Below are 26582 nucleotides of genomic sequence, written 5' to 3' on the forward strand. Positions count from 1 at the left end.
AAGGGGTGCTGCAGCAATGCAGCACGCCTTTTCTATGGCGACGGCCAGTCAGCGCGTCGCCACGGCCCCGACCGCATTGAGCCAGGCGCAATGTTCCGAGGCGGCGTATCCTTTCAGGAAAGCACGGCGCGCCGAGCCTGCCGCGATGCAGGCCGAAACGTGCTTCGAATGGCGTTCGGCCCCGCTCAACTTGCGCACCCACCCGCGAAACGGGATCAGCCCCTCGGTCGTGCGCTGCAGCGCGCCCACCGCCTGGTCCTGCACCAGCGACGAAGCGCGGCGCGCGAGGGAAGGATCGACAGACGACACCGGCGCGTCGAGGTCGGCGCCAAGCACCTCATCGAGCTCGCGGATTTCCAGCGAAATCGCCACGCAGTTCTGGCTGGCCGGCACCTGGTACGGGTGCTCCCGGGCGGTCAGCAGAACGGCTGGAATATCTTCTTGCGCGACGTTCAGATCGGTCAGTGGCACGGTCGCCGCCGTCCCAATCCGGGTCGCGGTCGACGACGCGCAACCGGCCAGCACGATCAACAAGACCGGCGTGGCAGTGGCGGCAAACTTGCAGTGGAAGCACCTACGATGCGCGGTCATGGCTGGACTATTTCTGAGAGGAAAGGAATTCAACTCTACCGAGTACAGCGCAGCCCGCCAGCACGCACATCAATCGTGCGCAGTAAAATGAACGACAATTGTCAAATCAGGAGTCACACATGAAACGAACCGCACTCGTCGTTGGTGTTACCGGTATTGGCGGCAACCACACCGCCCGTGAACTGCTGGCGCAGGGCTGGGATGTCATTGGCCTGTCGCGCCGCGCACCGCGCGACCTGCCCCAGGTACGCCACATCGCCGCCGACCTGCTCGACCCTGCCGCGCTGAGCGCTGCACTGAAGGACGTTGCCCCGACCCACGTCTTCATCACCACCTGGATGCGCCAGGATACCGAAGCCGAGAATATCCGCGTCAACGCCGCGCTGGTACGCAATCTGCTGGACGCGCTGTCGTCGCACAAGAGCGTGCGCCATGTCGCCCTGGTCACGGGCCTGAAGCATTACCTGGGGCCGTTCGAAGCCTATGCCAGTTCTGGGACGCTGCCCGATACGCCGCTGCGCGAATCGCAGCCGCGCCTGGCGCTCGAGAATTTCTATTACGCGCAGGAAGATGAAGTCTATGCTGCTGCCGAGCGCGACCGCTTTACCTGGACCATCCACCGGCCGCACACCGTCATCGGCCTGGCAGTTGGCAATGCGATGAACCTGGGCACCACGCTGGCCGTGTATGCAACAATCTGCAAGGAGACGGGCCGCCCGTTCCAGTTCCCCGGTTCAGCCGCGCAGTGGAATGGCATGTCCGATGTGACCGATGCCCGCATGCTGGCCAAGCAGCTGGTCTGGGCCGCCGATACCGACGCGTCGCGCAACGAAGCCTTCAATATCGTCAATGGCGACGTGTTCCGCTGGAGCTGGTTGTGGCCGAAGCTGGCCGCGTTTTTCGGCGTCGAGGCGGCCGGCTTCAATGGCACCGTGCAGCCACTCGAGGCGGCAATGGCAAACGATGCGCCGCTGTGGCGCGACATCGCGGCGCGCCACGGCCTGGTGGAAGCCGATCTGGATCGCCTGGCCTCGGCCTGGCATACCGACCTCGATCTGGGCCGGCCGCTTGAAGTCATGACTGACATGAGCAACAGCCGCCGCCTTGGCTTTACGGCTTACCAGGCGACGGATGCATCATTCTTCGACCTGTTTGCGCGCCTGCGCGCTGAACGTCTGATCCCGTAAGCAACGAAGCCGGGATGCTGCCGGTCGTGATGCGATCACGCATTCACGACCGGCTTACGCATCAACGGCAAGACGCAGCTGCGCAGCGGCAAGCGCGGGGCGATCTTGCCCGCTTGCCCCACCAGCGGCGCTTGAGAGCCGGAACTGGCCCACCAGGCTGGCCAGGCCCGACGCCTGTGCCTGAAGTTCCTGCGCGGCGGCCGAGGCTTCTTCAACGAGCGCGGTGTTCTGCTGCGTCATGCCATCCATTTCGCCGATCGCGGTGCTCACTTCGCCCAGGCCGACGCTCTGCTCGGCGCTGGCAGTCGAAATATCGCCCATGATTTCGGTCACGCGCTGCACGCTTTCCATCAGGTTCTGCATGGTACTGCCTGCGCGCTGGACCAGTTCGGAACCCGTGTCCACTTTGCCGACCGAGTCTTCGATCAGGACCTTGATTTCCTTGGCAGCGCTTGCCGAACGCTGCGCCAGGTTGCGCACTTCACTGGCCACAACGGCAAACCCGCGCCCTTGTTCGCCTGCGCGGGCTGCTTCCACGGCTGCGTTGAGCGCCAGGATGTTTGTCTGGAACGCGATGCCGTCAATCACCGAAATGATGTCGACGATGCGCTTGGATGACATATTGATCGACGCCATCGTATCCGTCACCTGAAGCATGACCGCGCCGCTTTCCTGCGAGACCGAGGACGCAGACTGTGCGAACGTGTTGGCCTGCCGTGCATTGTTCGCGTTCTGCTCGACGGTCGTGGTCAGCTCTTCCATGGCAGATGCAATGCGTTCCAGTGACGACGCCTGCACCTCGGTGCGTGCGGCCAGATCATAGCTGCCCTCGGCGATTTCGGACGAGGCGCTTGCAATCGCATCGGTTCCATGGCGCACCTTGCCGACGATCGACGCGAGGCTGTCGCGCATGGTTTTTACCGAGAACAGCAGGCTCGTACTGTCACCGCTGCGAACCTCCACATTCGTGGCAAGGTCACCCGAGGCGATCAGGTTTGCAATCTGGGCAGTATAGGCAGGCTCGCCACCGAGCTGTTTCAGGAGCAGACGCTTGATGGCGCCCGATATCACGACACTGAGCACGAACGCGGCGATGGTCAGCCCGATCGCCCAGTTACGGGCGGCAGCCTCGGCATGCTCGGCAGATGTTTCAGCTTCAGCGGCCTCCCGCTCGGCATTAGCAACCAGCACCGCGATGTCTTTCACGATCTGGTGGCGCAGCGGGCTGCACTCCTCGACCAGGAATTTTCCAAATGCCTCCATTTGGCCCGCTTCGCGGAACCGGCGTGGTTTTTCCAGCGCACTGGCCATTGCCAGCAATCCTGCGCGTACTTTGTCGAACTGGGCATCGCCGGCAAACGCCGGTGTCATGGCCTCGAGTGCAGCGAGATACGCCGTCTTTTGCTGATCGACCAGATTGAGCTCGTTCCTGGCCTGTTCCTCGCTGGTAAAAATATAGGCATTGCGTGCTGCCAGCCCCGTCTGGGCTAACGCTTCACGCGCGATATACAGCGGCTTGAGGTGCTGTTCGTTGACACGATGCAGGTCGTTCGTTGCACCGCGAATGGCCGTCAAGCCGGCGATGGAAAATGCGCCGAGTAGCAGCATCAGCGCGGTGACCAGGCCAAACCCCAATGTCAGTTGGGTGCCGATTTTCATGTTCTTGAACGAGTACATTGTTTGCCTTGTAAGGGTTCCTGCTATTCGCCGCACTATGGTGTCAGGACGGGCTTCAGTGTAAGCAAAAACTCCCCTCATAACGCGATATATATTGCATCAGGAAATGATCGTTGCCACTAAACAACACCGAGTTTGGATGCGCCATGGTGCTTTATTCCGCATCTCCGTATGGAGAACATCGATTTCGCGACAACAGGATTCGCAAGATAAAACCCAGACTCGCCCAAAGTGATAAAATATTTCCCTTGCACAATAAAGATGATCAAAGAATAATATTTTTGATCTCTACTTTTCATGACCGATCTCGCCGATATCGCCCAATGGCGCGTCCGTATTTTTGCCTCCCTCATGTCGACCTTGCGGATACTGGCAATCATCGGCGTAGTGCCCAGCGCGGCGCTGGCTGTGTATCGGGGCGCGCTCGCCGTTGCACTGATGGATGCAGTCGCACTGGCCTGGATACTTGTTATCTGCCGCATCAAAAAACTCGACTACAAGTGGCGTGCCCTGAATTACCTGGTCATGCTGTTCAGCGCCGCCGTATGCACGATGATGACCGTCGGCCCCCTGGGGTTGTTGTACCTGCTGGCAGCGCCGGTCATGTCGGTCATTTTATTGGGCGTGCGCGCAGGGCTGGTCATGGTGGCCCTTGGTGCGGCATCCATGATGGTGCTTGGCCTCACCGAATTAAGCCATTTCCCGATAGACAACGCTGATGCCAATTCGTTCGGCACCGTTGCGATCTTCACATTAAACTACGCCTGCGTCGGCGCCTTCATCACACTCACCTGCGGCAAGCTATTAAAGGGATTGTCCGCATCGCTGGACGGCCAGCGCTTCGTGGCCGAAGCCCTGGCCGAACGCCAGGCAGCCTTGAGTGCCTCGAACGATGATTTGCGCCTGACCTCGGCAGCACTGGCCGGACTGAACGATATGGTGTTGATCGCCAAGGTTGCCCCCGAGGGAAGCCCGAAGCACCCGGTCATTTTTGCCAACGCAGCGTTCGAGCACCGCAGTGGTTACCGTGCTGATGAAATCATCGGACGCAGCATGCGCGTACTGCACGGTCGCGATTCGGAAGCGGCGGTCGTCGACAAGATCGCGCTGGCGATGGCCCGGCAAGAGCCGGTCTCGGGCGAACTCATCCACTACACCAAGTTCGGCGAACCGTGCTGGATCGAAGTGGAGATGGTGCCGTTCGCCAATCAGAGCCGCGAGGTCACCCACTGGGTCGCCGTGGGTCGCGACATTACCGAACGGCGCCGCTCGGCCGATGCCATCCACCAGCTGGCATTTTTTGACGTGCTGACCGGTTTACCGAACCGGCGCCTGCTGATGGAACGGCTGGACCTGATGGTCGCGCGCACGCATGCGGGCGACAGCATGGGCGCGGTGCTCTACATTGACCTGGACAATTTCAAGCACGTCAATGACGCCCGCGGCCATGCGACCGGCGACGCCGTTCTGCGCCATATCGCCGCATGTCTGTCACGCGCCGTGCATCCCAAGGATACGGTGGCGCGCCTCGGCGGCGACGAATTCGTCGTGCTGGTCGAGCATCTCGACTGCGCGGCCGGCAGCGCCACCCATGCCGCGCTGGCGCTTGCCGGCAGGGTGCGCGCGGCCATGACCGAAGGCGTTCACATCGACGGCCAGTTGTATCAACTCACCGGCAGTATCGGTATCGCCCTGCCAACGCGGCCAGGGCATACGGTGCCGGACCTGCTGCGCGAAGCGGACACGGCGATGTATCACGCCAAGGACAACGGGCGCAATGGCGTGGCGCTGTTCGAACCTGGCATGCTGGCCGAAGCCGAGAACAAACTGATCCTGGAGCGCGACCTCGCCCATGCCATCGCCAACGATGAACTGGCATTGCATCTGCAACTGCAGGTGGACCACGATGGCACGCCCATCGGGGCCGAAGCCCTGCTGCGCTGGCGCCGGGCAGATGGCGTGCTGGTGCCGCCGGACGTGTTCATCCCGGTGGCCGAAGCATCCGGTCAGATCGTGGCGCTCGGCGCCTGGGTGTTGCGCCAGGCCTGCCTGACCTGGTGCGAGCTTGATCGGGTAGGCCACGCACTGCCGCTGTCGATTAACATCAGCCCGCGCCAGTTCCGCGAGCCGGATTTTGTGTCACAGGCCAAGGCGATCATCGGCGCCTCCGGTGTGCCGCCACAGCAACTGATCTTTGAAGTGACCGAAGGCCTGCTGGTCGACGACCTGGACCTGACGATTGCGCGCATGGACGAACTGGCCCAGTTCGGCATCCGCTTTTCAATCGACGATTTCGGCACCGGTTACTCGAACCTGGCCTATCTGCGGCGCATGCCGCTGTATGAACTCAAGATCGACAAGAGTTTCATGCGCGATATGCCGCACGACATCAACGGCACCGCCATTGTCCAGTCAATCCTGGCCATGGCGGGCCATCTGAAGCTGCGCGTCGTTGCCGAAGGCATCGAAACCGCTGAACAGGCGCACTTTTTGACCGAGCATGGCGGCCCCTGCATGCAAGGCTACCTGTTCTGCCGGCCAATGGCGCTGTGCGATCTGCTTGAGCGCATGACGGCTTCCCGGCCGGACCTCACGAGGCTGGAAGTCGTAGCCGGCTAACGCGGCCAGGAGATCGCCACGGGATGTAGATGAGCGCCTGCGTCTGGATAGGCAACACCTGCCAGTTAAACTCTGTATCAGCGTGATTCAACAACCGGGATTACCTGCTGACTTCTGGACGTACTACGAATCCTTTGTAATGCAGATTTTCCCAACTGGCATATGCGTGTTGCTGCAGGATGCTGCTTCGGTTTTGGTTACGGCAATCAAGCCTGTATCGACATCGTTGTCGATCAAGTCAATACCACGCTGAAGGGCCTCCTGCAATGGCATGCCTTGCTCGATCCAGCCATAGACAGTGCGGGCAAGCATGTGACGTATGATGTGCTCACCTACTCCAGTGGCAGCGATTGCACCCAATGGACCCGCATAAAAGCCGCTACCGACAAGGGCCGTATCGCCAACGCGGCCGAGGAGCGAAGGGGCCGAACCGCCTGTCGACCCGGCTACGGCGAAGTGGCCATCGGGACCACGTACCACTGCGCCCACGGTATCGTGCGACTGGCTAGACGGCAGCGCCAAAGGCATCTTGTAGTTCCAGAATTGCTCAAACAGCCGGTTCTCAATGCCTGGCATCACTGGCGTGGAACCAGCAAGTTCGCTCAGGAGCCTGGCGTGCTTTTCGTGCTGACTGTTGCGAATCGGCTGCGCTCTTTCGTGACCCAGCGCGCGGGCTAATCGGTCGGCGCCTTCACCAATCAGGAAAACGTGCGGCGTATCAGCCACCGCGCGTGCCAGCAAGACAGGATTGCGCACGTCACGCACGCCGGCGATGGCAGCGAGGCGACCGCGTGTATCCATGACGGACGCATCCATCTCGATGGTGGTACCGTCCAGGCACAGTACAGCACCGGTGCCCGCATTAAAGCGCTCGTCTTCTTCGAGGACGACCACCGCAGCGATCGCCGCCTCAAGCGCGTCGCCGGTTTCAAGCATGCACTCGCGGCCGCGCCTGGCAGCGGCCTCGCAGCCGTCAGTAAATTCCAGCGGCTCGCCTGCACCGCCGTGCGTAACGATGGCGAAGTCGTCTAACTCTCCCGTCATTACATCAGTCCTTTGTTTTAGTTGCTATATAAGCGAATGCAGTCAATCCATTGAGCGCATTATGCAAATCCAGGCAGATAAAACCTATCGGAAGTGCTGCAGCAGGTATGTAAGATTGTCCTTACAAAGATTTGCAGCTTATTGTGATATTCGGAATGGAACGCCGGCGGGCCACTATCGACGCCGAAGCCAGTAGTACAACCGGCGTATCGAACATTGGTGTTCTGGCATGCTGGTAAAATAAAATGACATCCAACGATGTGATGGCAGATAACGATTAATATGTGCGGTTATCACTTACAAACCCTGTTCAATGGCAGAGCGTGATTACGAAATAAGGAATAAAGCATGAGTAATGGAAATGTCGCGTTGGTTGTCGGTGCAAGCGGAATTATCGGCAATGCGCTGGTAGAAACATTGGCTGCCCATCCCGACTGGTCGGTGCGGGCCTTGCGACACACTGAAGTACAGGGTGTCGCGACGATCGATGCCGATTTGCACGACGCCGCTGCCACTGCTGCAGCCCTGCGTGATGCCAGTGACACGACGCATGTATTTTATGCCGCGCTGGCGCCTCATTCTGACCTGGGTCACGAGGAAGTCGTCAACCTCGCCATGCTGGAAAATCTTCTCGATGGCCTCAAGGCAGCAGGCGCACCGGTACAGCGGGTAGTGCTTTACCAGGGCGCCAAGGTGTACGGGGTCCACTTGGGCAAGGTCCACGCGCCATTTTACGAAAACGATCCGCGTTATCTTGGCCCCAATTTCTATTATGCCCAGGAAGACTTGCTGTGTAGCCGCGCTGAACGCGATGGCTTCGACTGGTCCATATTGCGCCCGGACGTGGTCGTTGGCAGTACGGCCGGCAATCCAATGAATATCACCGTCACGATGGCGGTGTATGCCGCCTTGAGCCAGGCACGCAGGTTGCCGCTGCGGTTTCCAGGCACATCGGTGACCTATCGCGATGTACTGGCGCAAGTAACGGATGCAAGCTGGCTGGCGCGTGCGAGCCTGTGGGCAGCGCTGGCCCCAGCTGCGCGCAACGAGGCGTTCAATCTCGTTGGAGAACCATTTCGCTGGGAACGCATCTGGCAGCACGTCGCTGACAACTTCGGTATGGAAGTGTCAGCGCCGCAGCCGATGTCGCTGGCGCGACAGATGCCGTCGCTTGCAGGCGAATGGGAGAATCTGGTCACGCGCCATGCCCTGCAAGGGCCTGCATTCCAGAAGCTGGTCAGCTGGGGGTTCGGCGACTTTATTTTCAATTGCGAATTCGACGTCATTTCCGATATGGGGAAAATCCGTCGTGCAGGCTTTGTCGAGCCATCTGATAATGAGCGCTGGATTCAAACAGCACTGCACCAGTTGAGGCAGAAAAAAATCATCCCCTGAACTGGAAATTTTGCCAGGCGTTATACAAGCAGACCATTCCAGCCAATAATGTGGCGGCGCTGAACGCCGGCTGTCTCGAAAGGTCGCAACCGGTTCATTCTGCGTAGAAACGCTTGCTCGACGCGTTTCCGTGGGCCGTTTTAACATTCCCGACATTGAGAAATTGCCGTACCCCGTGTGTTGAAAAACCGGGTGCAGCGACCAGCGCAGCGTCTGCAATGGGCGTTTTGCTCTACACTTCCAACTGGCCTTTTGCACCAACAGCGCGGACGCCTGCTTCGCGCGCGTAAGCAACAGGCGCGCACCGCATCAACAACCTGGCATTAATCCGCGAATGGAGATCTGGAAAACATGAATTCAAGCATGCTCGGCCTTGCCACCACTTTCTCGCTCACCCTGCTCGCGTTCGCCGCCCCGGCGGCCGCAAACGCGCAGGCCAGCGCAACCGCGACCAGCAGCCTGCCTTTCGAGGTCAAGCCGGTCGGCACGTTCAACAACCCATGGGCCATGGCATTTCTGCCTGATGGCAAAGTGCTGGTGACGCAGAAGGAAGGGACGCTGATCCTGTTCGATCCTGCAACCGGTACCAAGCGGACCGTGTCCGGCACACCCACCGTCAGCAGCAAGGGCCAGGGCGCGCTCATGGACATCGTGCCCGCCCCCGACTTCGCGGCCAGCAAGACGCTCTACTTCAGCTACTCGGAAGCGGGTAGCGGCGCCGACACCCGGGTGATGCTCGCTACGGCGACGCTGGATCAGGCAGGTGGCGCACTCAAGAATACCAAGGTCATTTTCCGCGGCCAGGATGCGTCGACGGGCGGGCACTATTCGGGCCGTATTGGCTTCTCACCGGATGGCAAGTACCTGTTCTTTACCAGCGGCGACCGCCAGCTGTTCGACCCGGCGCAAGACCCGAAGTCGACGCTCGGCAAGGTGCTGCGCCTGAACCTCGACGGCACGCCGGCATCTGGCAACCCGCTCGCGGCGAAAGGCTTCCATCCAGCGGTCTGGTCGTACGGCCACCGCAATCTGCTGGGCGTGGCTTTTGACAAGCAGGGGCGCTTGTGGGAAATGGAGATGGGACCGCGCCATGGCGACGAGATCAACCTGATCAAGCCAGGCCTGAACTATGGCTGGCCGAAAGCATCGAATGGCAGCCACTATGACGGCCGCGACATCCCTGACCACAAGCCTGGCGACGGCTTCGAAGCGCCGAAAGTGTTCTGGGATCCGGCCATTTCGCCGGGCGGCCTCGCCTATTACGACGCGGACCTGTTCCCGAAGTGGAAAGATTCTCTCTTCATCACGGGCCTGTCGGGCAAGTCGCTGGACCGCATCGCGCTCGACGGCGAGAACGCGAAGAAGGTGGACCATTGGGACATGGGCGAACGCATCCGCGCCGTTCGCACCGGGCCGGACGGCGCAGTGTGGCTGCTGGAGGACGGTCCGCGCGGCAAGCTTCTGATGCTGACACCGAAAAAATAAGCCCAGCGGGAACAGCGTGCAGCGGGCCTGCCCTGCTGTTGCCTTATGGGTTATTCACGCAGGCCAGCGTGTCGCCAGCAACCTGGCTGCGCACGCCGGCCGAGATCGCCGCAGCGAGCTTGGCCAGCGCGGCGCGGTGCCCGGCCACCAGTGCCTCGTAACCCGGCCCCACGTTTTCCTCGAACACGCTGCGGCACGTCTGCACCGAGCCGCCATCGACCTTGCGCACGTTCCAGACGGCGTCGATCAGGGCGTAGCCGCCCTCCTTTGACTCGAAACGCTGGATGTTCGCGCCAATGCGGTACAGCGTGCTGCCGGCCGGGGCCGGGTTGCGGTACACATCCACACCGCCCAGATCGGCCGCGATCCCCAGTGAGAGCCCGGTGGTGATTTCATCGGCCAGCGGGCCAGCCCAGCGATGGTGCTCCATCAATTCGATCTTGCCGGCCTCGCCCGCTACCATCAGTTGCGGACGGCGTACCTGCGCGGGAATCGTCACGGGGCGCATTTCAAAAAACAGCGGCGCGCTGGCCGCTGCCGGCGGCACGACCGTGGCGGCGCCGCCGCTGAGCGTATAGAACTGGTCGGTCGGCGTGCTGGAGCAGCCCGCCAGCAGCAGCGGGGCTGCCAGCGCCGCGCCGGTCAGTGCGCGGCGCGCCTGGATAAACAGCGTCATTCTTTTTTCTCCTGAGGTTTGCCGCGAATGAGCGACTGCGGATTGCGTTCGAGATAATCGGCCAGCGCATCGATCTTGGCCATGGTGTCGGTCACCGACTGCAGCGCCTTGCGCAGATCGGACTGCAGCGGCGCATCCTGCGCCAGTACGCTTTCGGCGCTGGCGAAGGTGGCCTTGGCGGCATTGAGCGTCTGCTGCATCTCGGGCAGCACCTTGCCATCGATCCGCGCCAGCGTTGCATTGGCCTGCACCAGCGTGCGGTTCAGGTTCACGCCGATCTCGTCGAATGGAATCTTGTCGAGTTTGCCCGCGATGCGCGAGATCTGGCTTTGCAGTTCATCCAGCTGACCCGGCACCGTCGGCAAGACCAGCATGTCCCCCTGTGCCGCAAGCGTCGCCTTGCGCGCATTCGGGAAGAAGTCCAGCGCGATGTACAGCTGGCCCGTCAGCAGATTGCCATTGCGCAGCTGCGCGCGCAGGCCGCGACCCACCATCGCCGTCAACGCGCGCCGGCCACCGTCTTCGCGCTCCATCGCCGCCATGAAGCCTTTGCCCAGACGCCCCGGATACAGGTCGACCGTGATCGGCATCGTGAATTTCTGGCGTTCACGGTCGAACTCGATGCCGACAGCACGCACCTCGCCCAGCGCCACGCCGCGGAAATCAACCACGGCGCCCGGCGACAGCCCGCGCAGCGACTGATCGAAATACAGCACGGCCGTCACCGCCGGCCCGTCGGGCGGGCGCAGCGCCGCGCTGCGGTCTTCCGACAGCAGGAAACGGGTGCCGGCCGGTGCGGGCGTGACCGGCTTACGGTCGTCGGCCGACTCGAAGGCGATGCCGCCGGTCGCCAGCGCCGCCAGCGACTGGGTGTTGAGTTTCAGACCGCTTGCATCGAGGCGCAGATCGACGCCGCTGGCATGCCACCAGCGCGAATCCGGGCCCACGAGGCCGATGTAGGGCTGCTCGACGAACACCGACATGTCGATGCCGTGCCCGGCCTTGTCCAGCGCCACCGACGCCACCTGCCCCACGCGCACGCGCTTGAAGTAGACGGGCGAACCGGGCGCCACGGAACCGAGCGTCTCCGCATGCAGCTTGTATTCGCGGCCCTTCAGGCCAATCGGGATCGGGGGCGCCGTTTCCAGGCCCGTAAAACTGTTGGTCGTGTCTTCCTTCACGCCGGGCGCTGCCCCGATGTAGGGGCCGGACAGCAGCGTATTCAGGCCCGAGACGCCGCTGGCGCCGATCTGCGGCTTCACCACCCAGAAGCGCGAGTCGATGGCGGTGAAGCGGTCGGCCTCCTTGGCCATCTCGATCTTGGCAACGACCCGGTTGCCGTCCTCGCCCAACGTAACCGAGACGACGCGGCCGATGTCGACGTCCTTGTACTTGACCTTGGTCTGGCCCGCCTCGAGCCCTTCACCGCTGGAGAAATACACGTAGACGGTCGCACCCTTGTTGGTGACCCAGCTGACCACCTGCCAGGCGCCGATCAGCGCCGCGAGCACGGGAATCATCCAGATCAGCGACGGCAGCCAGCGGCTGGGGCGGTCGACGGCGGGTGAAGCGGCCAGTGGCGCCGATGGGCCCACGGGTGGTTCCGGCGGGGCCGGCGGGTTGGCAGGTGCGTGCGCGCTGTCCGGTTCAGACATGGGGTTCTCCGTTCGATTCAATAGGGTCCCAGATCAGGCGCGGGTCGAACTGGTGGGATGCGACCATCGTCACGATCACCACGCAGCCAAACGCGATCGCGCCCGGTCCGGCCGTGATCACCACCAGCGCATCGAAGCGCACCAGCGCGACGGTCAGGGCAACCACGAAAATATCCAGCATCGACCAGCGGCCGACAAATTCAATGGCGCGATACGCACGTGTGCGTGCCATCGGCGCCGTGCGCGAGCGTGCCTGGGCGGTCGCATTCAGCCATGCCAGCGCGGCGAGCTTCGAGACCGGCACCACGATGCTGGCAATGAAAATAATGATCGCCAGGCCCTTCGAGCCGGTGTTCCAGAACAGCACGACGCCGCTCATGATCGTGTCGCCCTCCGTGCCCCCGATCGAGCGGGTGTACATCACAGGCAACATATTGGCGGGAATATAGAGCAGCGTGGCAGCCAGGAGCATGGCCCAGGTCCAGCCGACGCTGTGGGGAATCCGGCGATGCAGTGCGGCGCTGCAACGGGCGCAGCGATCGGTGCCGTCGCGCGACGGGCAGGTGTGATTCACGAGGCCGCAGGCGCTGCACGAGACCAGCGCCGAATCGGCTTCGGGAATCGTCGTGGTCTGGCGCGCCGGGTCGGATTTGCGCAGCGGCGCGAGGCGGTCGGCCAGGGCCCACAAGGCTTTTGGTTCATAGCGCATGACGAGCGCGCACAGGATCGTGAGCACGCCAAAGGCAAACAGGGCCGGATGCGGCTCCACGCGCGCCAGGCTGGTCATCTTGATCACGGTGATCAGGATGCCGATCATCAGTACCTCGGTCATCGCCCAGTGGCGTGCGCCCTGCACGGTGCGCAGCACGAGGTTGAAACCGGGAACGCGCACGCCCCGGGTCAGACCGAGCGCCACATAAAACAGGGAACCGAGTTCGATGCCGGGAAAGATGATGGCGCAAAAAAAGACCATGGCCGCAATGACCTGGTCTCCCGCACCCCACAGCACGGCCACTGCCTGGTATAGCGTGGCGCCCGAGAGCATGCCGCCCATTTCGAGCGTGACGATGGGGAACCACTGCGCCAGCAAAAACACGAACACGGCGCCCAGCGTCAGCGCGGCCAGCACCTCGGCCTGGCGCGCCGGGCTGTCCTTATGCCAGCGGTACAACTCGTGCTGGCAGCGGCTGCAGCTGGCACGCTCGCAGGCGGCCAGCGGCCGCCAGTGATACAGGCTGCCACAGTCATGACACGCGACCAGTTGATCCGTTTTCACCCACTCCCCTTACACCAGTGCTTTCACACTAGGTATTATGACCGAGAGCAACTGATCGTGCAGTTCAAACGTGAGCGCAGCCCGATCAGAAGCGGACCTTGACGTAGGCCGACGGGCCGGTCAGCTTGAGGTCGATGTCGGCGGTGCGCTCGCCATTGCGGTGCAGGTCGATTTTCTGGATGCCGTAGTCCAGCACCAGGCCAATGTTCTTGTGCGGGAAATATTCCACGCCGACGGCACCGTTGTAGATATGACCTTCGACATTGCCGCCATTTTTCTTCACGCCCGACGCTTCGGCATAGAAGCGGACCTGGTCGTTCAGGGCATGGCGCCATGCCAGTTCGACGGTCGGGGCCCAGACGCTTTCGCTGGCCGACGCCGAACCGCTCCAGGAATAGCTTTCCACCGGCGCCGTCGCGCTGACATTGGCCGACGCCGAAGCGGAAATCTTGGCGCGCAGGTGGGCTGCGCCCAGGCCAACGCCAAAGACATTCTTTTCCTTGCCGAACCACATTTTGTACGACAGACGCGCCAGTTCGATGCGCAGGTTGGCGTCGGCGCGGATCGAACCGCTCACCGGACGGCCTTCATACACGGTGTCACCGTTCAGATCGGCGCCATAGCCTTCGTCGAAGCGGAAGTAGTCGAACGAGATGCCGTGGCTGTCGCCAATCAGGACTTCGCCCTTGACGCGTGGCAGCGTGACGTCGCTGATCTCTTCATCCGGCGTATCGATGCGGCCATAGCGCGTGTCGCCGCCCAGGTGAATTTCAGGCTCGGCGTAGAACGCGCCGGCCGAGATGCTGACGCGATCGAGCGCTGGCGACTGCTGCGCCTGCGCCATGCCTGCTGCGGCGGCGCCCAGCAGAATGGCACCCTTGATTGCGCGGACGAGGGTGGTGTGGACGGACGGGGCAGCAGTGCGTGGTGCAGGGCGGGACATGGGTTCTCCGGATAATCGATTAATAGAAGTGCCCGCCAGACCCTGTCTCGACGCGGCACGATTAATTATCGCAAGATGTTAGTTTGCCAACCCACACGATTGAACTGACTCTGTGGTCATTAAGCCACAGCCCGATCTTGCATCATGCAAGTTGCATACTTGGCACACCGCCCCGCGTCATTACACGAACGCACCCGGTGCTTCGCGCCTCATGGTTTATCATCCAGAAACATTAACCTTTTCGCAAACGCAGCCAATGAAGCAATTTACCCTTCCGCAGAATTCCTTTCTGCTCCTGCTGACGATCGTCACCATCGCTTTCCTCTGGATTCTGCTGCCGTACTCCGGGGCCGTGTTCTGGGGCGTCGTGTTCGCCATCATCTTCGCGCCGCTGCAATCGAAACTGCTGCGGGCGACCAAGGGCAAGCCGACCGTTGCCGCCCTGCTCTCGCTGCTGGTCATCGTGCTGATGGTGCTGCTGCCGCTGGCCATGATCACAGCGTCACTGGTCGATCAGGTCGCCGGTATCTACACGATGGTCAGTAGCGGGCAGATCGATTTCGCTCACTACTTCGAGGTCGTGATGCGCGCTTTGCCGAACTGGGCGATTTCGATCCTCGAACGCTTCGAACTGACCAACCTGGCCTCGCTGCAGACCAAGATCACCGAATTTGCCGCGCAGATCAGCCAGGCAGCCGCCACGTATGCGCTCAATATCGGTCGCAATACGCTCGACTTCGTCGTCAGCATGACGATCATGCTGTACCTGCTGTTCTTCCTGCTGCGCGACGGCCGCATCCTGGCAGCGCGCATCCAGCGCGCCGTGCCACTGAGCGTCGAATACAAGAGCCGCCTGTTCCAGAACTTCACGACGGTCATCCGCGCCACCGTCAAAGGCAATGTGCTGGTGGCCGTTGCGCAAGGCGCGCTGGGCGGCCTGATCTTCTGGATGCTGGACGTGTCCGGCCCACTGCTGTGGGGCGTGGTGATGGCCTTCCTGTCGCTGCTGCCAGCCATCGGCGCGGCACTGGTGTGGGGGCCGGTGGCGATCTATTTCCTGGTAACGGGCCATATCTGGCAGGGTGTGGTGCTGGCCGCGTATGGCGTTATGGTCATCGGTCTGGTCGACAATATCCTGCGCCCGATCCTGGTCGGCAAAGATACCAAGCTGCCCGACTACGTGATCCTGCTCTCGACATTGGGCGGTATGGCGCTGTTTGGCCTGAACGGTTTCGTGATCGGGCCGGTGATTGCCGCCCTGTTCATTGCAGCGTGGGATCTGTTCTGCCGCTCGGACGAGTTCCAGGAAGAGTAACAGCAAGGGTTAGACTAAAGGTAAGATACGCGCTTTGCCCCGGCCAGCATGACGCCCGCCGGGGTCCTGCCGCAACCTGATTCAACGAGAAATTCAATGCTGACTACCCTGCTCGACTGGTTCCTTCACCTGGACCGCCACCTCGCCGTACTGGCCGCCGAATACCAGTTGCTCGTCTACGTGCTGTTGTTTGCCGTGATCTTCGTCGAGACGGGGGTGGTCGTGATGCCGTTCCTGCCTGGCGACTCGCTGCTGTTCGTCACCGGCGCACTGGCCGCCAAAGGCATGCTGTCACTGGAAATATTGATTCCGCTGCTGATCGTCGCTGCGGTGACGGGCGATATCCTCAACTTTGCCATTGGCAGTGCGTTCCGTGAACGCGTGAAGCGTGGCTACCGGTTCCGGCTGATCAAGGACGAGCACATTGCGCACACCGAGCGCTTCTTCGAGCGCCATGGCCCCAAGACCATCGTGATGGCGCGCTATGTGCCGATCGTGCGTACGCTCGCACCATTCGTGGCGGCGCTGGGCAGCATGCGCTATGCCACCTTCCTCGGGTACAACATCGCTGGCGGAACCTTGTGGGTCGTGTCGCTGACGGTTGCCGGCTACATTTTTGGCAATATCAAGTGGGTCAACGACAACCTGACGGCCGTCATCATGGGCATCATCGTGCTGTCGCTGGTGCCGGGCATCGTGGCCTGGTTGATGGAGCGTCACCGCGCGCGCCGTGCGGGCGGCCAGGTCTGACCTGACTGCGTTTGCCCCAACCGGAGCCGGGGCTTATCTAGGGACAGAACGTCAGGCAGCGCAGACGGCAACCGGCAAGGCCATCGACACGGTGGTGCCCATCCCCGGCCCCGCGCTGCGCACGAAGATCGATCCGCCATGGGCTTCGCACACGCCCTTGGCAATCGTCAAGCCCAGGCCCGCACCGACGGGGGCACGGCCCGGCGCCAGCGCACGGCGCTCGAATGGCTCGAAAATATGCTGCAAATCTTCCGCCGCAATGCCGGCCCCGCAGTCGATGACCTCGGCGCGCAGCACATTGCCTTCGATATAAACCCGCAGACAGATTTCCTCGCCGTCCGGCGTGAATGCGCTGGCATTGCACAGCACGTTACCCAGTGCCTGCGCCACGCGTTCCGGATCGCAACGTAACTCGGCGTCAGGATTGTCGACTTCGACAATCAAGCGCTGGTTGCGTGAGCGCACCAGCGTTTCCACCGCATCGAGCGACAGGTCCACGATCTCGTGCTTTGTGCAACTGCGTGGCTCGACGGGCAGCGTGTGGACGCAGTCAACACGTGACGCATCCAGCAGATCGGCAATGAAGCGCGCCAGCTGCCTGGTCTGGCGCTGGACGACGCCGGCCATTTTTGCCACGCCAGGATCCTTGTTCGCGCGCTGCAGGAGGCCCGCGATGCTCATGATGGGTGCCAGCGGATTGCGCAATTCGTGGGCGAGCATGCTCAGGAATTCTTCACGCGCGTGGGCGGCGTCGCGCTCCCGCTCTTGCAATCGGCGCTGCTCGCTGATGTCGGTCAGGCAGCACAAAGCGCCCACCACGGCGCCATCGGCGTGGAATACCGGCTTGGCATGCACGACGATGCGGCGGGGCTGACCATCACGGCACACGGCGAGCAATTCAGTAGGACACGGCGAGGCCCCGGCGGCTGCCTGCGCCGCAGGACTTGCCGTCTTGTCCAGTAATTCGCCATCCAGGGACCGAAGCGTCTCGAACCCATCCCACCGCATGTCTTTCAGCAGCGGACAGGCATCGCCCCATATCCGCTTTGCTGCGGCGTTGACGTGGACCAGCACGCCGTTGGGAGAGCAGCAATACGCCGGGCATGGCATCTGCTCGATGGCCCATGCGTAGGATGCAGGCCACCCATTGTCCAGCTCGCTAAATTCGCCGTCGAGCGGCATGTTCTCATTGTTCATGGTGCAAATGCGGAAAGAGCACCGCTATCAAAGTCTCAATCGACATTATCGAGGTTGCAACATTTGCACAGCGTAGGAGAGCGACTACCGGGCTTGTGGGAGGTTGACGTGCAGGCGGGTCGTAAACGAAAAACGCCCCGCATTCCGCGAGGCGTTCAACATGGGTTGGGCGAGCGCCCGACCCGGAAATCAGTTCGACTTGGCATGCGCAGCCAGGCGGCGCGCGACTGCTGGCGACACGGCATCGGCGCCGCGGGTCATGCGGTACAGCGCCCAGACGTCGGCACTGCCGGTGGTACGGGCTGCGGCGGTTGGCGCTGCCTTGACTTCACGCACGAAATCGAATGCGGTGCTGAACACGGCGGCCAGTTGGGCGGCGAACGATGGGCGAAGGGACAAGGTGGTCATGATTTTCTTCCTGTGTGTTTGATCTGGTATGAAGCTAGTATGCGCTCTATCAGATAGAAATCAAATTGCGATCCATGATAGTCGTCATTCACAAATCAACTATCTTCTGCATTCAATATTTGATCAGCAACAGAAATGCAAACGGCGCCGCGTACTGCCGGCACCGTTCATGATCAGTTACTCCACTTCGTGTCAGGCACCGGCCAATGCCAGGCGCCCGGCGGTTGCGTCGTGGCTGCGCGCCGGTGCGGGACGGGCGGCGGCGCTGCCTGGACCAGGGGCGATATCAGTCTTGAACACGCTGACCACATCGGCCAGGTGCGCAGCCTGCTCCTGCATCGAGCCGGCAGCGGCGGCGGCTTGCTCGACCAGTGCGGCGTTCTGTTGCGTCGCCTGGTCCATCTCGGTGATGGCGGCGTTGACCTGCTCGATGCCCGCGCTCTGCTCGTCGCTGGCGTGCGAGATTTCGCTCATGATGCCGGTCACGAGGGAAATGCTTTGCACGATACTGGTCATCGTGGTACCCGCACTGTCCACCAGGCTGGTGCCGGCTTCGACCTTTTGAACCGAGTCGTCGATCAGGCTCTTGATTTCTTTGGCCGCTGCAGCGGAGCGGTGCGCCAGGTTGCGCACTTCGCTTGCGACCACGGCAAAGCCACGGCCCTGTTCACCCGCACGCGCCGCTTCCACGGCAGCGTTCAGGGCCAGGATATTGGTCTGGAACGCGATGCTGTCGATGACACTGGTGATGTCGACGATCTTGCGCGACGACGCATTGATTTCGCTCATCGTGCCAACCACTTGCGCAATCACGGCGCCGCCCTGCCCGGCAATGCTGGCAGCTTCGGAAGCCATCGTGTTGGCGCGGCGGGCGTTATCGGCATTCTGGCGGACGGTCGACGTGAGTTCTTCCATCGACGAAGCCGTTTCTTCCAGCGAGCCGGCCTGTTGTTCAGTTCGGCTCGACAGATCGAGATTGCCGGCCGCGATTTCCGCCGAGGCCGTCGCGATCGTTTCGGTGCCGGCCCGGACCCGGGTCACGATGCCCAGCAGGTTGTCGTTCATTTTCTGCAGGGCCGTCATCAGCTGGCCGGTTTCGTCGCGGGTCGTGACCGTGAACTGGCTGCTCAGGTCGCCCGACGACACGCGGTCGGCGACGGCAACTGCATCCTGGATCGGCCGCACGATCGAGCGGGTGATGAAGATGCCGAAGGTCACGCCCAAGCCAATGGCGAGGATCCCCAGGCCGATCAGGGTCGTGCGCGCCGTGTCATACGCTGCGCTCGCGTCGGCCACGAATTTTTCTGCCGACTTTTGCTGCGCAGCAGCGAGTTTGCTGATCGATTCGACGTACACCACGCTGGTCGGGAGCATCTGGCTCTCGAAGATGCGCTGCGCGCCCTCGTTATCACCGGCCATCTTGGCCGCAATCAGCGCCTTGCGTGCAGCCGCGTACGGCACACGGGCCGCCACCACTTCTTCGAGCTGCGCCTGCGACTTCGGGTTGCGCAAGCCGGCCTTGATCGTCTGCTGCAATTCGGTGGAGCGTACGGAACCCGCGGCGATGCGCTCGCCGATCAACTTGACCTGCTCAGGCTCCGGCGTACGGTAGGCCATCTCGACCAGGGCGCGGTTGACTTCGATGATCCTGGCCCACTCGGCCACGTTGCGCTGGTTTTTCATGCTGGTGTTGACCACGCGATCGGTCGCATCGTTCATATCACCCATGCGCCCCAAGGTTATGACGATCACGATTGCCATGAGGATCAGCACAGCGGCATAGCTCAACGCCAGGCGCGTGCCTATTTTCAAGTTTTTCATAAAAGAGAATGAGAGAAGTTTGTGAGGAATCGGCACGCCCTGCACGTCGGCAGACGCAGGCTATGGAGGTGCCCAAAAGAAACATGATCGCACATGTTCCATATTACTGTGTTGCACACGACCAACATTTGCAGCCAAAAAGCATGAATTGCCCCTTAGTACGTACAAATGCTTACATCGTCAAACATGGTCGATTCGGCATGCCATGCATGCATCAGACCGGATCCTGACGTGGCGGTTCAGCTACCTGCCGCTGGCTTGAGCGCGCGGAAAATCTGGATCACCGCCGGTCCCAGCAGCACCACCAGCAACGCCGGGAAAATACAGAAGATCAGCGGAAACAGCAGCTTGGTTGCAATCTGCCCTGCCTTCTCTTCCACCAGTTGCCGCCGGCGCGTACGCAGTTGTTCGGACTGCACCCGCAGCGCCGTACCGACACTGGTGCCGAAGCGCTCTGCCTGAATCAGCATCTTGACGAGCGCATCGACATCTTCCACGCCGGTGCGCAGCGCCAGGTTGCGCAGCGCCTTTTCCTTGGCGCTGCCGGCGCGCAGTTCCAGCGTCACCAGTTGCAGTTCGTCGGCCAGCACCGGGCATTTCAGGCCGATCTCGCTGCCCACGCGGGCGAGCGCCGCATCCATCGCCAGACCTGCTTCGACGCAGACGGTCATCAGGTCGAGCGCGTCGGGAAAGCCTTCGAAGATGTCGCGCTGGCGTCTGGCAACGCGGCGCTTGAGGAGGAAGTCCGGCAGGTAATAGCCGATGCTGGCTGCGCTGACGAGCAGCAGGAACGTCAACGCCAGCGGCCGGTTGGCGTGGTGCGGCAGCGCGATCCAGACTACCAGCGGCAGGCCGATCGTCAGCACCGACTTGCCGGCGTGGTACAGCCCCGGGGCCGAGGGTGCGCGCCAGCCGGCATTGATGAAGCGCAGCCGCAAGGGGGAGGATTCCCACCCGTCGGTTGGCACCGACAGCTTGGCCAGTGGCTCGGCGAAATCGGCCAGGCGCTCACGCCAGCCGTCCCCGCGCCTGGTCGTGGGCTTGACGCGTTCGTCCAGCGCCACCAGGCGCGCCTTGACGGGGTCGCGCGTCAGCAGCAGCAAGGCTGCCACCGCGATGCCGAACACCAGCAGGAACATCGCTGCCAGCATGAAAATGTTTGCCATGGTCATCGTGTCATTCTTTCCTTACATCCGGATGCGGACGATCTTGCGAATCGCCAGCACGCCGAAGCCCATCATGCCCAGCGCCGCGCCGCTCAACTGGCGCCCGATCGGATCGTTCACGAGCACGCCCATTGTCTCGGGATTGGCCAGCGCCATCATGCCGCCGGCGCCAAACGGCAGCAGGCACAGTACCCAGGCCGAGATACGGCCCTCGGCCGACAGCACGCGCACCTGCCCGGCCAGCTTGTGGCGGTCGCGGATGACAGTGGAAATCGACGTGAGCAGCTCGGTCAGGTTGCCGCCGCTCTCGCGCTGGATCAGCACCGCCACGACAAAATACTGCAAGTCCATGCTTGGCACGCGCTGCGCCAGGTTGCTCAGCGCGTCGCCCATCGAGACGCCGAAATTGACTTCGTCGAACGCGATCCTGAACTCATCGCCCAGCGGCGCAGTGACTTCGTCGGCCACCAGTTTCAGCGCTGTCGGAAACGCGTGGCCGGCGCGCATCGCGCGGCTCATCATGTCGAGCGCTTCGGGCAACTGGCGTTCGAAGCGCACCATGCGCGCAGCGCGCGCGCGCGTCAGGCGCAGCAGCGGCAGCCAGCCGGCAATGAGCATGCAGGCAACGAGACCCAACAGCGGCAAACGCAACAGCACTGCCGCCACGATCCCGCCAGCCATCACTGCCAGGCATACGGCCAGCAGCGACGCCACGTTCTGCGCACTGCCCGCCTGCAGCAGCATGCGGTCCAGCCGGTACACGCCGGGCACACGCTGTAGCAGCGGCTCGAGCTCCGGGTTGTCGGACAGGCGCCGTTCCTTGACGATCGTGACGTCGAGCTCGCGCGTCTCGCGCCCGATCACGCTGCGCAGCCGGCGCGCGATGCGCTCGGCTTCCGGGTTGTTGTTCGCCTGCCAGGCCGTGTACACGCCCCATACCAGCAGCAGGACGGCGGCAAACACCAGCAGGATGAACAGGAGGAAGGTGGTATCCATGCCAGAGGGCCTAACGGGGCTCGAAGATGTGCGGCGCCAGATTCACGCCGAACGTGCGCAGGCGCTCGGCGAAGTGCGGCCGCACGCCAGTGGCGGTGGCCTGGCCCAGCACCGTGCCGTCGTCGGCCACGCCGGTCTGCCGGAAGGTGAAGATCTCCTGCATCGTGATGACGTCACCTTCCATGCCCGTCACTTCGGTAATCGACAGCACCTTGCGCTTGCCGTCGGTCAGGCGCGAGACCTGCACCACGACACCCACGGCCGACGCGATCTGCTGGCGCATCGCTTTGGGCGGCAGGTTCGGCGCCGCCATGCTGATCATGTTTTCCAGGCGCGTGAGCGCTTCGCGCGGCGTGTTCGCGTGCAGGGTCGCCATCGAGCCTTCGTGCCCGGTGTTCATCGCGCCCAGCATGTCCATCGCTTCTTCGCCGCGCACCTCGCCCAGGATGATGCGGTCGGGGCGCATGCGCAGCGCGTTCTTGACCAGCGCGCGCTGGGTCACTTCGCCCTTGCCTTCAATGTTCGCAGGACGCGTTTCCAGGCGTACCACGTGCGGCTGCTGCAGCTGCAGTTCGGCCGCGTCTTCGACCGTCACGATACGTTCGTTATGGTTGATGAAGCCCGAGATCACATTGAGCATCGTCGTCTTGCCCGACCCCGTACCGCCCGAGATCACGATATTGACCTTGGCCTTGCCCAGGCCCTGCAGCACCTCGGCCATGTCGGCCGTCATGCTGCCATACGCGACCAGGTCGGCCAGACGCAGCGGATCGGCCGAAAAGCGCCGGATCGACATCACGGCGCCATCGATCGCCAGCGGCGGGATGATCGCGTTCACGCGCGAGCCGTCCGGCAGGCGCGCATCGACCATCGGGCTCGATTCGTCGATGCGGCGGCCTACGCGCGAGACGATCTTGTCGATGATCTTCATCAGGTGGGCTTCGTCGTTGAAGGTCACGTCGGTCAGTTCGAGCTTGCCGCGCCGTTCGACATACACCTGCTTGTGCGTGTTAACCAGGATGTCCGAGACGGTCGGGTCTTCCAGCAACGGCTCGAGCGGGCCGAAGCCCAGCATCTCGTTCTGGATGTCGCGCGTGAGCATCTTGCGCTCGGCGTCGTTGATGACGACCATCTCTTCTTCGAGCAGGCGCTCAACGAGCAGGCGCAGCTCTTGCCGGATCTGGTCACCGTTCAGGCGCTGCATGCTTTCCAGGTCGATGCGATCAAGGAGCGCTTCGTGGATGCGGGCCTTGAGCTGGTGATACGCGCGGTTGTCGATCGGCCCGCCGCGCACGGCGGCGGCGCGTGGCGCCGGGGCGCCGGTGGTCACGCGCGTCGGCGCGCTCGCTGTCTTGCTGGTGCTGCTGCCAAGCGCGGCGCTGCCGAGGCGTTCGCGCAGCGACGCGGAAGGGATCATGTTCATGTCGTTGGACTCCTTGGACAATTCGCGGTTCATGCGTCAGTTTTGCGGCGCTTGAACAAACGCGCCATCACGCCGGCCGCCGCTTGCGGCGCCGCCTCGCCTGTCTGGCTGCGCGCCATCGTCATCAAGGCCGCGCTCAGCGGGCTGTCGGGCGCCAGGCGCGTGATCGGCACGCCCTGATTGACCGACTTGGCCGCCGCATCGTAGTGGTTCGGCATCGTGCGCAGGTGCGTCGTGTCGAACGCCTGCTCGAGGTCCTTGAGCTTGATGTCGCTGTTGTTGTCGTGGCGGTTCACCACGATTTCGACCTTGTCGCTGCCGTATTCCAGATTGCGGAACACGTCCAGCAGGCGCTTGCCGTCGCGGATGTACGGCAGCGTCGTTTGCAGCACCGGGTAGATCGTGTCGGCATGGTCGAGCGCGCGGATCGTCACCGGATCCAGGCTGCGCGCGACATCGAGCACGATGAAATCGTACTGGCGGCGCGCCAGCTTGATGATCGCGTCGATGTGCTCGGGCTTGACGTCGCTGGCGTGCGCCGGATCGGATGGCGCGGCCAGCACGCTGAAGTTCGGCGTCACGGCGACCATGCTCGACGACAGAAACGACGGGTCGAGCCGGTGGATCTGGGTCGCGACATCCGACAGCGTGGCCAGCGGCTTGCTGTCCGAGACAAACAGCGACGCGTCACCGAACTGCAGATTCATGTCGATCATCGCCACGCGCTTGGTGCCCCCGGCTGACAACGCATACGCCAGATTGGTGGCCAGGAAGGTCGCGCCGCTGCCACCCTTGCACGAAATGAAGGCCAGCACCCTGCCCTGCGCAGCGCCCTGGCTGCCGAACTTCTCGGCGATGTGATCGACGGCCTTGGCCAGTTCGGCCGCACCGGCTGTGGCCGGCAGCACTTCGCGCACGCCGGCGCGCATCGCGCGCAGCAAAAAATCCTGCGACAAGTCGCCCGACAGCACGATGAACGCCATGCGTGGGAACAGGTGGCCGAGCCGCTCGAGCTGGTCGAGGTCACCCTCGTCGGCGCGCGGCTGGTCGACCACCAGCAGGTCGGGGATAGCGTCGTCGCTCATCGTCGACAGGCGCGCCGGGGTGCCGGCGATCATGTCGACTTCGTCGCTGCCCGGGCGGGCGCGCAGTTGGCGCGACAGCTCGATCAGGTGGCGCTCGTCGCGCGAAAGGACTGCGATTTTCATGATGGCCTCTTACTTGTTCCCGCCGAACAGCGTGATCTCGACCTGCGGCGCGGGCGCGGCAAACGAGCCCTGGTAATTCTTGTAGGCGAGGATCGCGGTGGCGGCGTTGCTGCCCGGCGCCGACGGCGTGGCCTGCGGCGCGATGATCTGGCTGGCCATGATGCTGCGCACGGTGTGGCCGGTGCCGGTGGGCGTGTCGGTCGCGCAGCCGGCCAGCATGAGCGTGCAGACTGCGGCGAGAATGGCGGTGGTGGTCGTCTTCATGATCATTTCTCCGGTACGGCAGGGGCGGCGCGGCCTTCGAGCTGGCCGCCAAGCAGGAATTCGGCGCGGGTCGGCTGCACGTACTCGTCGGTCGGCAACCCGGGCTGCGACTGCATCGGCTTGGCCAGGCGCGGCGTCACAATGAACACCAGTTCGCTGCGGTCGTTCTGGAAGTCGCTGCTGCGGAACAGCGCGCCGAGCACCGGAACGTCGCCCAGGAGCGGGAAGCGCTTGATGGTGCTGGTCACGTTATTGCGGATCAGGCCGCCGATCGCGAAACTCTGGCCATCCTGCAGCTGTACCGTGGTGGCCGCGCGGCGCGTCGTAAACGATGGCAGGATCGCGGTCGCGCTGTTGTTGGTCGAACCGGGCGTGGTAATGCCGATGCCCTCGCGATTGAGCTCCGACACTTCCGGCGCCACGCGCAGGTTGATGCGCCCGCCCGCCAGCACGGTCGGCGTAAATTTCACCGCCACGCCATACTCCTTTTCTTCGAGCGTGATCAGGGCCGCGCCGCTGGCCGAATTCTGCGCGACGGGGATGAAGATCTTGCCGCCGGCAAGAAAACTCGCCTCCTGCCCGCTGATGGCCATGACGTTCGGCTCGGCCAGGATCTTCACCAGACCATCGCGCTTTTCGCCGTCGATGGTGAGCTCCTTGATGCCGGTGCCCACAGCGGTGACGGTGCTCGCGCCGCCACTGAGCAGACTCGATACCGCGGCGTAGGTCCAGCTGCCGTTGGTCTTGGCAAACCCCGTCTTGGCGCCCAGCTGGTCAACGAGCGACTTCGAGATTTCGGCGATCTTCACTTCCAGCATGACCTGCTGGGGCGCGGCGATCGACAGCATGTTCAATACTTTCGCGGCGCCGCCAGAGCCTGCGGCAGGCGCCGCCGGGGCGCCGACGGACAGGGGCGACGGGCTACCGGCGCCGCTGTCGGCCTGGCCGCCTGCTGCGGGCGCGGCGCTTTCCTGGAACGCCGTGGCCAGGTCCACCAGCTGGCTGGCCACGCCGACATCGCTGACCATCCCCGACAACACCACGGCGTTGCCACTGGCGCCGATGCGGATATCGCGCTCGAGCGGGAACAGCGCGTCGAACTGCGCGCGCAGGGCCGACGTGTCGAGCGCCACGTCCAGGTCGATCACGGTCGAGCGCTTGTCGCGGCCGGAGACGATCAGGTTGGTGCTGCCGACGCTGCGTGCGACGATCACGACTTCGCTGGCGCCCGGGACCACGACGTTGGCCACTTTCGGGTCGCCCACCATGACCGCCCCGGCCGGCGTGCAGAAGCGCTTGAGGACGGATTTGCCGCGCATCAGCTGGAGCCGCCCATTGGCACCGCCACGCAGGTCGATGCAGTCGGCCGCTGCGGCGTTCGTGTCGACGGCCTCCGCCTTGCTGGCGGGGGCTGCATGAGCATCCAGTGTCAGCGCGACGGCGCAGGCCAGCAGGGTCTTGTGAGTCAATGTGGTCATGACGGATT

Annotated in this window: 22 protein-coding genes; 6 read left to right on the forward strand and 16 right to left on the reverse strand. The window is 62.9% G+C overall.

From position 1 onward, the window contains the following. Window positions 1-48: 48 nt before the first annotated feature. Window positions 49-591, reverse strand: coding sequence for a hypothetical protein (locus NX775_RS01345; RefSeq protein WP_258834349.1), 543 nt, complete (start codon window positions 589-591; stop codon window positions 49-51). 119 nt (window positions 592-710) lie between these two features. On the opposite strand from NX775_RS01345, the gene NX775_RS01350 reads away from it, so the two are divergent. Next, a complete protein-coding gene (locus tag NX775_RS01350) occupies window positions 711-1778 on the forward strand; it encodes an SDR family oxidoreductase (protein ID WP_258834350.1) in 1068 nt (355 codons plus the stop codon). Between the two features lie 54 nt (window positions 1779-1832). Here the strand turns inward: NX775_RS01350 and NX775_RS01355 are convergent, their stop codons facing one another. Next, window positions 1833-3536 carry a methyl-accepting chemotaxis protein gene (locus tag NX775_RS01355; RefSeq protein ID WP_307732031.1) on the reverse strand — a complete coding sequence of 568 codons (1704 nt, stop codon included), beginning with the start codon at window positions 3534-3536 and terminating at the stop codon, window positions 1833-1835. A gap of 216 nt (window positions 3537-3752) precedes the next feature. Between NX775_RS01355 and NX775_RS01360 the strand changes: the two genes are divergently transcribed. Beyond that, complete coding sequence (locus tag NX775_RS01360) at window positions 3753-6074, forward strand: putative bifunctional diguanylate cyclase/phosphodiesterase (RefSeq protein WP_258834351.1); 2322 nt, start codon at window positions 3753-3755, stop codon at window positions 6072-6074. A 123-nt stretch (window positions 6075-6197) separates the two neighbouring features. Here NX775_RS01360 and NX775_RS01365 read toward each other — a convergent pair whose 3' ends face one another. Continuing rightward, on the reverse strand, window positions 6198-7118 hold the full coding sequence (locus tag NX775_RS01365) for an isoaspartyl peptidase/L-asparaginase (protein WP_258834352.1): 921 nt from the start codon (window positions 7116-7118) through the stop codon (window positions 6198-6200). Between the two features lie 348 nt (window positions 7119-7466). Between NX775_RS01365 and NX775_RS01370 the strand changes: the two genes are divergently transcribed. Both NX775_RS01370 and NX775_RS01375 read left to right on the forward strand, forming a co-directional pair. Continuing rightward, window positions 7467-8513: an SDR family oxidoreductase gene (locus tag NX775_RS01370; RefSeq protein ID WP_258834353.1), complete on the forward strand. Its 1047-nt coding sequence runs from the start codon at window positions 7467-7469 to the stop codon at window positions 8511-8513. 351 nt (window positions 8514-8864) lie between these two features. Continuing rightward, entirely contained in the window at window positions 8865-9998 is a 1134-nt protein-coding gene (locus NX775_RS01375; protein WP_258834354.1) for a PQQ-dependent sugar dehydrogenase, read from the forward strand. A 43-nt stretch (window positions 9999-10041) separates the two neighbouring features. Here NX775_RS01375 and NX775_RS01380 read toward each other — a convergent pair whose 3' ends face one another. From NX775_RS01380 to NX775_RS01395, 4 genes are all read right to left on the reverse strand, one after another. After that, window positions 10042-10674 carry a PqiC family protein gene (locus NX775_RS01380; protein WP_258834355.1) on the reverse strand — a complete coding sequence of 211 codons (633 nt, stop codon included), beginning with the start codon at window positions 10672-10674 and terminating at the stop codon, window positions 10042-10044. Continuing rightward, window positions 10671-12329 (reverse strand): PqiB family protein, encoded by a 1659-nt coding sequence (locus NX775_RS01385; protein ID WP_370660554.1) that lies wholly within the window; start codon window positions 12327-12329, stop codon window positions 10671-10673. The genes NX775_RS01380 and NX775_RS01385 overlap by 4 nt, the downstream gene beginning before the upstream one ends. Beyond that, window positions 12322-13605 (reverse strand): paraquat-inducible protein A, encoded by a 1284-nt coding sequence (locus NX775_RS01390; protein WP_258834357.1) that lies wholly within the window; start codon window positions 13603-13605, stop codon window positions 12322-12324. The genes NX775_RS01385 and NX775_RS01390 overlap by 8 nt, the downstream gene beginning before the upstream one ends. A gap of 85 nt (window positions 13606-13690) precedes the next feature. Further along, window positions 13691-14548: a hypothetical protein gene (locus NX775_RS01395; RefSeq protein ID WP_258834358.1), complete on the reverse strand. Its 858-nt coding sequence runs from the start codon at window positions 14546-14548 to the stop codon at window positions 13691-13693. Between the two features lie 256 nt (window positions 14549-14804). Between NX775_RS01395 and NX775_RS01400 the strand changes: the two genes are divergently transcribed. Both NX775_RS01400 and NX775_RS01405 read left to right on the forward strand, forming a co-directional pair. Further along, the gene (locus NX775_RS01400) at window positions 14805-15863 is read left to right on the forward strand and encodes an AI-2E family transporter (RefSeq protein WP_258834359.1); all 1059 of its coding nucleotides are present in this window, start codon (window positions 14805-14807) and stop codon (window positions 15861-15863) included. A 96-nt stretch (window positions 15864-15959) separates the two neighbouring features. Continuing rightward, window positions 15960-16613 (forward strand): VTT domain-containing protein, encoded by a 654-nt coding sequence (locus NX775_RS01405; RefSeq protein ID WP_258834360.1) that lies wholly within the window; start codon window positions 15960-15962, stop codon window positions 16611-16613. 51 nt (window positions 16614-16664) lie between these two features. On the opposite strand, the gene NX775_RS01410 is transcribed toward NX775_RS01405, so the two are convergent. From NX775_RS01410 to NX775_RS01450, 9 genes are all read right to left on the reverse strand, one after another. Continuing rightward, window positions 16665-17810, reverse strand: a complete 1146-nt coding sequence (locus NX775_RS01410; protein WP_258834361.1) for a PAS domain-containing sensor histidine kinase — start codon at window positions 17808-17810, stop codon at window positions 16665-16667. Window positions 17811-17999: 189 nt separating this feature from the next. After that, complete coding sequence (locus NX775_RS01415; protein ID WP_258834362.1) at window positions 18000-18218, reverse strand: hypothetical protein; 219 nt, start codon at window positions 18216-18218, stop codon at window positions 18000-18002. Window positions 18219-18410: 192 nt separating this feature from the next. Continuing rightward, entirely contained in the window at window positions 18411-20039 is a 1629-nt protein-coding gene (locus tag NX775_RS01420; protein ID WP_258834363.1) for a methyl-accepting chemotaxis protein, read from the reverse strand. 239 nt (window positions 20040-20278) lie between these two features. Continuing rightward, entirely contained in the window at window positions 20279-21211 is a 933-nt protein-coding gene (locus NX775_RS01425) for a type II secretion system F family protein (protein ID WP_258834364.1), read from the reverse strand. Between the two features lie 15 nt (window positions 21212-21226). Next, window positions 21227-22201, reverse strand: coding sequence for a type II secretion system F family protein (locus NX775_RS01430; RefSeq protein WP_258834365.1), 975 nt, complete (start codon window positions 22199-22201; stop codon window positions 21227-21229). 10 nt (window positions 22202-22211) lie between these two features. Then, window positions 22212-23624 (reverse strand): TadA family conjugal transfer-associated ATPase, encoded by a 1413-nt coding sequence (locus NX775_RS01435; protein ID WP_258834366.1) that lies wholly within the window; start codon window positions 23622-23624, stop codon window positions 22212-22214. Window positions 23625-23653: 29 nt separating this feature from the next. Continuing rightward, window positions 23654-24832, reverse strand: coding sequence for a CpaE/TadZ family protein (locus NX775_RS01440; protein WP_258834367.1), 1179 nt, complete (start codon window positions 24830-24832; stop codon window positions 23654-23656). Between the two features lie 9 nt (window positions 24833-24841). Then, window positions 24842-25096 carry a YgdI/YgdR family lipoprotein gene (locus NX775_RS01445; protein ID WP_258834368.1) on the reverse strand — a complete coding sequence of 85 codons (255 nt, stop codon included), beginning with the start codon at window positions 25094-25096 and terminating at the stop codon, window positions 24842-24844. A 2-nt stretch (window positions 25097-25098) separates the two neighbouring features. After that, on the reverse strand, window positions 25099-26574 hold the full coding sequence (locus NX775_RS01450) for a type II and III secretion system protein family protein (protein ID WP_258834369.1): 1476 nt from the start codon (window positions 26572-26574) through the stop codon (window positions 25099-25101). Window positions 26575-26582: the final 8 nt, after the last annotated feature.

The sequence above is a fragment of the Massilia aurea genome, from assembly GCF_024753205.1.
Taxonomy (GTDB): domain Bacteria; phylum Pseudomonadota; class Gammaproteobacteria; order Burkholderiales; family Burkholderiaceae_D; genus Telluria; species Telluria aurea.

Coding starts and splice junctions, on each gene's coding strand:
- NX775_RS01345 (WP_258834349.1), bottom strand. CDS start 591: ATGACCGCGCATCGTAGGTGCTTCCACTGCAAGTTTGCCGCCACTGCC.
- NX775_RS01350 (WP_258834350.1), top strand. CDS start 711: ATGAAACGAACCGCACTCGTCGTTGGTGTTACCGGTATTGGCGGCAAC.
- NX775_RS01355 (WP_307732031.1), bottom strand. CDS start 3,536: ATGAGGGGAGTTTTTGCTTACACTGAAGCCCGTCCTGACACCATAGTG.
- NX775_RS01360 (WP_258834351.1), top strand. CDS start 3,753: ATGACCGATCTCGCCGATATCGCCCAATGGCGCGTCCGTATTTTTGCC.
- NX775_RS01365 (WP_258834352.1), bottom strand. CDS start 7,118: ATGACGGGAGAGTTAGACGACTTCGCCATCGTTACGCACGGCGGTGCA.
- NX775_RS01370 (WP_258834353.1), top strand. CDS start 7,467: ATGAGTAATGGAAATGTCGCGTTGGTTGTCGGTGCAAGCGGAATTATC.
- NX775_RS01375 (WP_258834354.1), top strand. CDS start 8,865: ATGAATTCAAGCATGCTCGGCCTTGCCACCACTTTCTCGCTCACCCTG.
- NX775_RS01380 (WP_258834355.1), bottom strand. CDS start 10,674: ATGACGCTGTTTATCCAGGCGCGCCGCGCACTGACCGGCGCGGCGCTG.
- NX775_RS01385 (WP_370660554.1), bottom strand. CDS start 12,329: ATGTCTGAACCGGACAGCGCGCACGCACCTGCCAACCCGCCGGCCCCG.
- NX775_RS01395 (WP_258834358.1), bottom strand. CDS start 14,548: ATGTCCCGCCCTGCACCACGCACTGCTGCCCCGTCCGTCCACACCACC.
- NX775_RS01400 (WP_258834359.1), top strand. CDS start 14,805: ATGAAGCAATTTACCCTTCCGCAGAATTCCTTTCTGCTCCTGCTGACG.
- NX775_RS01405 (WP_258834360.1), top strand. CDS start 15,960: ATGCTGACTACCCTGCTCGACTGGTTCCTTCACCTGGACCGCCACCTC.
- NX775_RS01410 (WP_258834361.1), bottom strand. CDS start 17,810: ATGAACAATGAGAACATGCCGCTCGACGGCGAATTTAGCGAGCTGGAC.
- NX775_RS01415 (WP_258834362.1), bottom strand. CDS start 18,218: ATGACCACCTTGTCCCTTCGCCCATCGTTCGCCGCCCAACTGGCCGCC.
- NX775_RS01420 (WP_258834363.1), bottom strand. CDS start 20,039: ATGAAAAACTTGAAAATAGGCACGCGCCTGGCGTTGAGCTATGCCGCT.
- NX775_RS01425 (WP_258834364.1), bottom strand. CDS start 21,211: ATGACCATGGCAAACATTTTCATGCTGGCAGCGATGTTCCTGCTGGTG.
- NX775_RS01430 (WP_258834365.1), bottom strand. CDS start 22,201: ATGGATACCACCTTCCTCCTGTTCATCCTGCTGGTGTTTGCCGCCGTC.
- NX775_RS01435 (WP_258834366.1), bottom strand. CDS start 23,624: ATGAACATGATCCCTTCCGCGTCGCTGCGCGAACGCCTCGGCAGCGCC.
- NX775_RS01440 (WP_258834367.1), bottom strand. CDS start 24,832: ATGAAAATCGCAGTCCTTTCGCGCGACGAGCGCCACCTGATCGAGCTG.
- NX775_RS01445 (WP_258834368.1), bottom strand. CDS start 25,096: ATGAAGACGACCACCACCGCCATTCTCGCCGCAGTCTGCACGCTCATG.
- NX775_RS01450 (WP_258834369.1), bottom strand. CDS start 26,574: ATGACCACATTGACTCACAAGACCCTGCTGGCCTGCGCCGTCGCGCTG.